The sequence below is a fragment of the Mesorhizobium sp. CNPSo 4670 genome, from assembly GCF_057784235.1.
In genome coordinates, this window is record NZ_JBWJFQ010000045.1 from 1 (window position 1) to 7,287 (window position 7,287).

The following is a 7,287-nucleotide window of genomic DNA, read 5'->3' on the forward strand; positions in this document are numbered from 1 at the left end:
AGACGTCCGGCGTCACTCTGGAGGATCGAATAGCCCGCTCCGACCAGCCCTGAAAATGTCTGCGACGAGACCTCGACACTGTTGGCGACGACGCCTCTTGGTGTGCCGCTTTCTCCCGACAGTTTTACGTACATGAGGTCGCCGAAAATGCTGTAGCGGTCGTAGCGAGCCTCGGCGACGGCCATGGCCGCGAAGTCGAGATTCTTCAGGATGTCGCTGAAACTCGAGTCGACCTCAACAGTGGGCAGACCAAACTGCGCCACGTCCCCCGACATCCCGGCCGCCCAGAAATACGGCGCAACGGAGAACGTCCAGCCGTTTGCGGTGATGATCGGCCGGGGATCCGGCGTCACTGGCGAGACAACATCGGCAGCTTTTGCGGGAAAGGCAAAGAGAACACTGAGAAGAATTGTGGAGCAGATACCGGACTTCAACTTATTCCTCCTCCTTGTCGCGCGCATCGGCACCGAGCCCGACACCCGACGTCGCTACGCTATTGCTCGAAGGGGTAGACCTTGCGCCAGTCCGCCTTCATGTCAACGACAACCCATTTGCGCTGCGATGCCTCCGACAGCGCCTTGTCAAGCTTTCCGAAATGCGATTCGCGATCATAGGCCCATTCGCGCGCCGCGTCGGTGTGGTGCACAATGATGCCCAGATGGGCCCCCTCGCCTGAGGTGACCCAGCGCAGCATTTCGTAGTCGCCATCCGAGTTGCCGGCGACGAAGATTGGGCGATGACCAATGAATTTGTTGATGCCGACCGGCTTGCCGGGACCGTCATCGATGAAATCGATCTTCGGCTCGCGTTTCAGGACGGGCGTGTCGTCATCAAGCTGATACTTCGTCTCGATGCTGCTGCCGATGACCTGCTCAGGCGGTATGCCGTACATCTTCTCGGTCATCGGGCGCATGAACTCGATGCCGCCGCCCGAGACGATATAAGTGCGAAAACCATTGGCCCGGAGATAGTCGAGCAGTTCGACCATCGGTTGGAACACGACCTCGTTGTATGGCCGTTGGAAACGCGGGTTCCTGGCAGAGGCGAACCAGTCCGAGACGATCGATGCAAACGCGTCGGTCGTCATGCCGGCATGTGTTGCCATGACCATATCGAGCAGGCCCTTCTGGCCTAACGTTGCCAGACCTTCCATGTTTCCTTCCAGAATCGATTTGAAAGGCTCCGTGACCTTCCACTCGGGATGGTCCGGCGCCATCGCCTTGACCCGGTCGAGCACAAAGGCCAGCTGGAAATACATCGGTTGCTCGGACCACAGCGTGCCGTCGTTGTCGAAGACCGCGATGCGATCTTCGACCGCCACGAAGCGCTGATCTCCTGTTGTCGTGACCGCCGTGACGAAATCGACGATGGCGGTCTTCGACGCGCTGTCGTTCCAAGAAGGCAGCGAGTCGGCGCAAGCCTGAACGGCTGTCATCGCGATCACTGCTGTCGCTGCGGCAAATCCCGAAATCAGTCTGAGCGAAGGGCGCATCGTCATTGTCCCTTATCCCTACTTAGTAGGGTCGGTGAATGGCCTGCTGCTTGCGCGCACGACGCAGCGGAAGCCGAGATGCGATATCGAGGTGTCGATCGGCTGCCCCATGCGCGCCGCCGGCCGGTAGCGCCGGCAGTAATTCACTGCGCATAGATGCGAGCCGCCCTTGGTGACCTTGCGCGGAATTCTCACGTCGGGCTGGCGCGGGTCGAAGCTCGCCTCTCGGCCGCCGCCGCGCGGGTCGACCGCGGTGCAGCACGGGCTGTCGATCCGGCCGTGGTCCTGGTACCAGTCACTTGTCCACTGCCACACGTTGCCTGCCATGTCGTGCAGGCCGTAGCCGTTGGCCGGAAACGAGCCGACGGGCGCGGTGTATTCGAAGCCGTCATCGACCGTGTTATGGTAGGGAAATTCGCCTTGCCAGATGTTGGCCATGTGCTGGCCGGCCGGCGTCAACTCGCCGCCCCACGCATACTCGGCCTCGTCAAGACCGCCGCGCGCGGCTAACTCCCATTCGGCCTCGGTCGGCAGTTCCTTGCCCGCCCAGGCGGCGTAGGCCTCGGCATCTTCGAGGGCCACGTGAACGACCGGGTGATCTCCAATCTTTCTTATGTTGCTTGCTGGCCCGCGCGGGTGGCGCCAGTTGGCTCCTGCAACATAGACCCACCAGTTGTAGTGGTTGCCAAGGTCAACCGGGCCGGAGGGCTTCCTGAACATCATCGACGAGGGCAGCAGCATTTCGGGTAATGCGCCGGGATAGTCTTCGGGGTTTGCCGGGCGTTCTGCGAGCGTTTCGTAGTTTGTCTCGGCGACAAAACGCTCGAAATCGCGGTTGGTTACCGTGAACCTGTCCATCCAGAAGCCTGCCACCTTGGCGCGGTGCGCTGGTGCCTCCTCAGGATAGTGGTTGTTGGATCCCATCGTGAACTCGCCGCCGGGGATCCAGACCATACCCTCGCGAGCGAACTGAATCGCTGAAATCTCGTTCATGAAATTCTAGCCTTCTTCGTTTCTCCACACGCTTGGGAGGATCGGTATCAGCAGAGCAGGGCATTCCGGGCACGGCGGGCGAACTGCATCGGCTCGCCCACGCTTGAAAGAAGGGCGCTTAGTCGCTGCCCTTACTCATCGCCTTCGCCATCGCCTCGTCGACTGCTTTCTTCATGCTGAGCGTGTCCGCTCCCTGGCGTGGCGGATAGTCGGCGATGCTCTGTAGGTGTGCCATATATGCGATGACCGGCGGAACAAATTTTCGGAGCCTTCGTTTATTGCATCGGCCGGATCACCCAAGCCCATATTTCGACCGGCCAGTCCTGTGTCAACAAAAGGCCCGCTGCTCTCCCCTTGGCGGCGGGCTTTTTCAAAATGCGCCCGGTCCCTAGCGGAACCATTCCGTGTCGGCTGCCGTTGGGTCAGTTGAAGGGACATCCCACAAATGATTCAAACCGTAGCAACGCCGCCGAGCGCGGTTCAAAGCTTTACCGTAGTGCAACGCCTCATGACCGAAACTGGCATTACCGAAGCACAGGCTATCGAGCTTATCTCCCTCCTGGGGCTCAACGGGTCATCGCTGGTGCGTGAGGCCAAACTATTGCCCCCGAGGCACTAGAGCCGCAGGACCTTATCCATTCCCCGCGCGCGGCTACTTCCGCACGATCCATTCCAGCAACTCAGGATCAATTACGCTGTTGCCCGTAAAGTCGCGGATCAAAAGTGCGGCCTCCGTCCGCCATCGGTCTTCGGGAATGTTCGCCTCGATGACGGTTTTTACGAAGGTCCTGCGCAGGATGTCGCAGTCAAAAGCCGATATCGGATGACCTGGCCGGTCCATGATGCCAACCTCCCATCAAGGGCGGGAGCGCATAGAACTCTCAAGCACCGACGCCCTTTTAACCCGGTCGGCGACGCCTCCGATTCATAAGCGCATCCTACAAAGGCACAACGGGATTGTGCTGTACGATTTTAACGAAAGGCGCGTGGGCAGTTGCCTGCCTGCCAGTGCGCTCTCCGACGCGGCAAATCCCGTGCATGCTTTCGGAACCGCTAACTGTAAGTTGCGTTAGGCCTTTAGGGAGTTGTCCTATGGCTGACGAAAAGGACGAAGCGCCCAGCAGCCCGGTCGAACTTCTCGTTCGGCGCTTGGCGGATGAGGCGAATATCACCGAAGATCAGGCCCGCGAGCTTATCGCAATTCTTGGGCTCAATTGGGCATCCCTGGTGCGGGAAGCCCGCATTCTGGCGGCCCGAAAATAAGATTCGCGGCGAGGAAGACCTTCGTCATGCCTCGCTGCAGGATTTCCGGGAAGAATGAGCAAGCGCGGCTATGCCGGGTGCGTTCCGCGATGGCGCAACGGAACATCAGACCATTCTAATTGTTGTTTGGTCAGCAGGGGCAGCCAACATTTCCCCGGCGAGTCCCTGTGATCCCTAGGGATGGCCCGCCGCTGCCGTGAATGGAGCGGCGGGTTCATAAAGGTTAGGGGAACCTAATGCCACTCGCCAGCTTATGGCGAGATGAGCACACGCGGCGTCAACTTCCTGCACAAATGGATTTCCAACAACGTCATCGAGACGGTCGGCGCCGACATCATCTCAGTGTCTGAATTGACCCAGAAGCTATTTGCAGACGCCAAGGCGGTCGGCATCAGCAGCACCGAGATCGAGGAAGAGACCGTTAGCGTGTACAACACGATCTTGGACGCAATCGTGCATTTTGAGCCAGGCTTGCCCGAATAGCCCTTGCCAGCGAGATCCGTAAAAGGAATATAATCCTCTGTTGCGGCGAGCCCTTCAACGGAGATCGCCATGCCCCAAAAGACCCTCGCCGACACCCTGGCCGCCCGTGAAACCATGTACGTCAATTGCGAGCACCCGGCGTGCTGCAAAATGACAAAGCTCGACATCCAGGCGCTGATAGACAAGCTCGGGCCTGATCACGGTTCGATGCATTGGGACCTGGTCGAGCTGTTTGGCTGCTCGGATTGCAAGGCCGCCGGCGCGACCGCAGGCCGGTGTTTTTCACGGTCATCCCCGATTACGAAGGCACCAACGCGAGACGCAACCGCGACTGGAAACCGACTATCGGTTAGCTCATTACGACGTGGGTCTTTAGGGCCGGCAAACCAAGGACTTCAGTCTCAATTGCCTGATTTTGCTGATGCAATATAGACTTATCACCAGCGGGGGCTTGGCCCAGGGCGGGGGCTGGGGGCTTGGCGGCTGACGAATCATACGCCGTTCTCGCTTAGTCGACCATGTCTCACAGTGACTTCTTGCGTGTCGGAGCTTGGTAATGATGCGCTTCAAGGAATCGCTCCGGCACGACGCCGAACGGCTGGCTTTCGACGAAAACAAGAAGGCCGGCGACCTAAGGCATAGGCTGGACCTGCACGATGAAGCCAAGGCGAAATTGGAATCCGATCTGGACAACAAGGTCGCTGCGGGTGCGCGCTTAGATACATATCAACCCGTTATGGGCGATACGCCTCAATGCCCGCGCTGCTGGATATGGCGAGCGAGGCAGGAACCCATGGCTGACCAGTGGAGAGATGACCAGGACTTCCTCAAGTGCAGTGAGTGTGGGTACGTGGTTCGTGCCTTTGAAGAGGCCGGCCGTCGGGCAGCGGGCTAAAAACGCGACCGCGGCCTGGGTAGCGGCAATCAAAGCCGCGATGACCAATCGGGCGCGTCCGCCTGCATGAACAGATAGACGCCGATGACGATCAGCACGATCAGCGCGATCAGCACCACCAGGAGCGCGATTTTTACCTTGCTCATGCGCGGCAGGTAAGCAGACTGCGTAAGAACCGCAATTCACATCGTCGTGGGCTTGCTCTTGCGTGATTCCGCGACTGGAAGCCGACGTTCGAGAGGGAGGGTTAGGGGACTTTAGTTTAGTTGAGCTACCGCTAATATGCCTATAGTTTAGGCAGAACGGGAGGGGACGTCCAATCCAAACCCGCAGTGGCCGGTGTGGTCCGTAGAGCCCCAAAGAGCCCCAGCTGCACCGGCCGTTACTCTACGGCTTGGGGGGACGAGATGAACGACAAGCCCGTCACCACCTACGTCGTCAGCGTGTTCGAGAAGCCGCACTGGCGTACGGTGCTGACGACGAAAGACAAGGAAAAGGCGTTCGCCCTAGCGAAGGAGATCGGCGACAAGGTGCGGATCGAGGAGCTCACGCCGAAGGTGAAACGGCGCTAGGGCCTCGCCGGGCAGCACGAGCACCACGACCGCGAGCGCGGCCATCACGGCCCGATGGCAATGTGACGCCTGTTCATGTCCAGCGAAACGCCCCCGACCTCCCAAATGTGAAGCGCGCCCCCATCGGGAGGGTGCGAGTGCAGCAACGCGTGGTTAGTCCATTCTGCATATCTGCTGGAAAATCCATCCGCGGAGCGCCGTGCGGCGATGTCATAGTGGGCGGAATGAAAGGCACCTCTCGCACAACCATGCTAACGTTCTCGCCATTGTCCAAAGTGAAGAAAAATGTTGGCGTCCCCACCGCGCTCAATTTCGGCTCGAGGGTCGCCGCCGGCTCCTTGGACATGAAGAAATGGATTTGTGCGGCGTTTTCGATGTCCGTAATGCCAAAAGCAAACAGGCCCTTTCCCGGTCTTCCTACTTGCTTACCGAGGGCAAGATGCTTTGCGGGGATGGTGAGTGACACAACCTCGGTGGCGCCTGTTTCTGACAAAATGGGTTTTTCCCATACCACAGTCGCGCGCTCATCAATAAACCCCCGGCTGTTGCGTGCGCGAAGGTATTCGACATCATCTTTGACGAAGGCCAGCCGGAATTTGTGGTCGGCATGGAGGCTCACCTTTTGCACCGGCTCTATTCCTGTCGGCTGCGCCCAAGCTGACCACACCCAGGAATACCGGCCATGTGGCCCATAAACTGTAAAGCGCACGCGCTTGCGTATCGCCCTGTCGATCGCATTGCTGACTGCGTGCTTCATAGAATCCATAGATCGTCAGCTACTTCCTCAACCTCATTCCAGCGCCGCCGCCATTCTCGGGGATGAACTCGACGCCGGCCGATTCGAGTGCACGGCGGATGGCTTCGACCGTGCGGGGCATCAGCGGAGGCTGATCGCCAAAAAGAATCGTCTCGTCACTTGACAACATCACAACTTTTATGTTTTTTGTGATGTTATCAACACAAGGCGACTGAAATGACTTCTCCGCGTTTTGCCACTCGTTTGAACTCCTTCGGGTCTGCTCCGCAGCTATTCTGGCCCGACCTTACGGCCAAGCCGAGCATGATGCAGATGGTCGAAAGAGCTGTCACCGCCAAGGGGTTGACGGATCTGGACCTGAATTATCCCGACCATGTCAGCGGCGAACCCAAAGCACTGGCGCAGCGCATTGGAGACCTCGGTCTCAATATCAACGGTCTGGCCATGCGCTATTACACGAACCCGGGTTTCAAGAGAGGTGCCTTCACAAATCCTGAGGAATCTGTAAGGCGAGAGGCGATCGACCTCACAAAGCGCGGCATCGATGCAGCGCGCGAAATGGGTGTTCATCTCATGACTGTCTGGCTCGGCCAGGACGGGTTCGATTACAATTTCCAGCTTGACTACAAGCAGGCCTGGGACTGGGAGGTTGCAGGCATTCGCGAAGTCGCGGAACACGATCCCGAATGCCGGATCAGCATCGAATACAAGCCCGATGAGCCGCGTGCCCACAGCCTGCTGCGCGATGCCGCTACCACCTTGCTGGCTATAGCCGATGCTGGCGCTCCAAACCTTGGAGTGACGATGGATTTCGCGCACTCGCTCTATGCCG

At 58.9% G+C, this 7,287-nt stretch carries 10 protein-coding genes and 2 pseudogenes; 6 read left to right on the plus strand and 6 right to left on the minus strand.

Going from position 1 to position 7,287, the window contains the following annotated elements:
- The 4 genes and pseudogenes from AC0ZT5_RS34650 to AC0ZT5_RS34665 form a co-directional block, all read right to left on the minus strand.
- A pseudogene (locus tag AC0ZT5_RS34650) lies at positions 1–434 on the minus strand (hypothetical protein); the annotation flags it as partial.
- A 59-nt stretch (positions 435–493) separates the two neighbouring features.
- On the minus strand, positions 494–1,492 hold the full coding sequence (locus tag AC0ZT5_RS34655) for an HAD family hydrolase (RefSeq protein WP_488500107.1): 999 nt from the start codon (positions 1,490–1,492) through the stop codon (positions 494–496).
- Positions 1,493–1,510: 18 nt separating this feature from the next.
- Positions 1,511–2,485 (minus strand): formylglycine-generating enzyme family protein, encoded by a 975-nt coding sequence (locus AC0ZT5_RS34660; protein WP_488500098.1) that lies wholly within the window; start codon positions 2,483–2,485, stop codon positions 1,511–1,513.
- Between the two features lie 652 nt (positions 2,486–3,137).
- Positions 3,138–3,326, minus strand: coding sequence for a hypothetical protein (locus AC0ZT5_RS34665; protein ID WP_488500099.1), 189 nt, complete (start codon positions 3,324–3,326; stop codon positions 3,138–3,140).
- Between the two features lie 251 nt (positions 3,327–3,577).
- Here AC0ZT5_RS34665 and AC0ZT5_RS34670 point away from each other — a divergent pair, with 251 nt between their 5' ends.
- From AC0ZT5_RS34670 to AC0ZT5_RS34690, 5 genes are all read left to right on the plus strand, one after another.
- Entirely contained in the window at positions 3,578–3,748 is a 171-nt protein-coding gene (locus AC0ZT5_RS34670) for a hypothetical protein (protein ID WP_488500100.1), read from the plus strand.
- Positions 3,749–4,009: 261 nt separating this feature from the next.
- Positions 4,010–4,231, plus strand: coding sequence for a DUF768 domain-containing protein (locus tag AC0ZT5_RS34675; RefSeq protein ID WP_488500101.1), 222 nt, complete (start codon positions 4,010–4,012; stop codon positions 4,229–4,231).
- A 69-nt stretch (positions 4,232–4,300) separates the two neighbouring features.
- Positions 4,301–4,663 carry a hypothetical protein gene (locus AC0ZT5_RS34680; protein WP_488500102.1) on the plus strand — a complete coding sequence of 121 codons (363 nt, stop codon included), beginning with the start codon at positions 4,301–4,303 and terminating at the stop codon, positions 4,661–4,663.
- Between the two features lie 124 nt (positions 4,664–4,787).
- The gene (locus AC0ZT5_RS34685; protein WP_488500103.1) at positions 4,788–5,126 is read left to right on the plus strand and encodes a hypothetical protein; all 339 of its coding nucleotides are present in this window, start codon (positions 4,788–4,790) and stop codon (positions 5,124–5,126) included.
- Between the two features lie 407 nt (positions 5,127–5,533).
- Entirely contained in the window at positions 5,534–5,698 is a 165-nt protein-coding gene (locus AC0ZT5_RS34690) for a hypothetical protein (protein ID WP_488500104.1), read from the plus strand.
- A 73-nt stretch (positions 5,699–5,771) separates the two neighbouring features.
- On the opposite strand, the gene AC0ZT5_RS34695 is transcribed toward AC0ZT5_RS34690, so the two are convergent.
- Both AC0ZT5_RS34695 and AC0ZT5_RS34700 read right to left on the minus strand, forming a co-directional pair.
- Positions 5,772–6,464, minus strand: coding sequence for a hypothetical protein (locus AC0ZT5_RS34695; RefSeq protein WP_488500105.1), 693 nt, complete (start codon positions 6,462–6,464; stop codon positions 5,772–5,774).
- Positions 6,465–6,474: 10 nt separating this feature from the next.
- A pseudogene (locus AC0ZT5_RS34700) lies at positions 6,475–6,579 on the minus strand (transcriptional regulator); the annotation flags it as partial.
- Between the two features lie 92 nt (positions 6,580–6,671).
- On the opposite strand from AC0ZT5_RS34700, the gene AC0ZT5_RS34705 reads away from it, so the two are divergent.
- Positions 6,672–7,287 (plus strand): sugar phosphate isomerase/epimerase family protein (locus tag AC0ZT5_RS34705; protein WP_488500106.1); only part of this gene is annotated, 616 nt, incomplete at its 3' end.

Coding starts and splice junctions, on each gene's coding strand:
- AC0ZT5_RS34655 (WP_488500107.1), bottom strand. CDS start 1,492: ATGCGCCCTTCGCTCAGACTGATTTCGGGATTTGCCGCAGCGACAGCA.
- AC0ZT5_RS34660 (WP_488500098.1), bottom strand. CDS start 2,485: ATGAACGAGATTTCAGCGATTCAGTTCGCTCGCGAGGGTATGGTCTGG.
- AC0ZT5_RS34665 (WP_488500099.1), bottom strand. CDS start 3,326: ATGGACCGGCCAGGTCATCCGATATCGGCTTTTGACTGCGACATCCTG.
- AC0ZT5_RS34670 (WP_488500100.1), top strand. CDS start 3,578: ATGGCTGACGAAAAGGACGAAGCGCCCAGCAGCCCGGTCGAACTTCTC.
- AC0ZT5_RS34675 (WP_488500101.1), top strand. CDS start 4,010: ATGAGCACACGCGGCGTCAACTTCCTGCACAAATGGATTTCCAACAAC.
- AC0ZT5_RS34680 (WP_488500102.1), top strand. CDS start 4,301: ATGCCCCAAAAGACCCTCGCCGACACCCTGGCCGCCCGTGAAACCATG.
- AC0ZT5_RS34685 (WP_488500103.1), top strand. CDS start 4,788: ATGATGCGCTTCAAGGAATCGCTCCGGCACGACGCCGAACGGCTGGCT.
- AC0ZT5_RS34690 (WP_488500104.1), top strand. CDS start 5,534: ATGAACGACAAGCCCGTCACCACCTACGTCGTCAGCGTGTTCGAGAAG.
- AC0ZT5_RS34695 (WP_488500105.1), bottom strand. CDS start 6,464: ATGGATTCTATGAAGCACGCAGTCAGCAATGCGATCGACAGGGCGATA.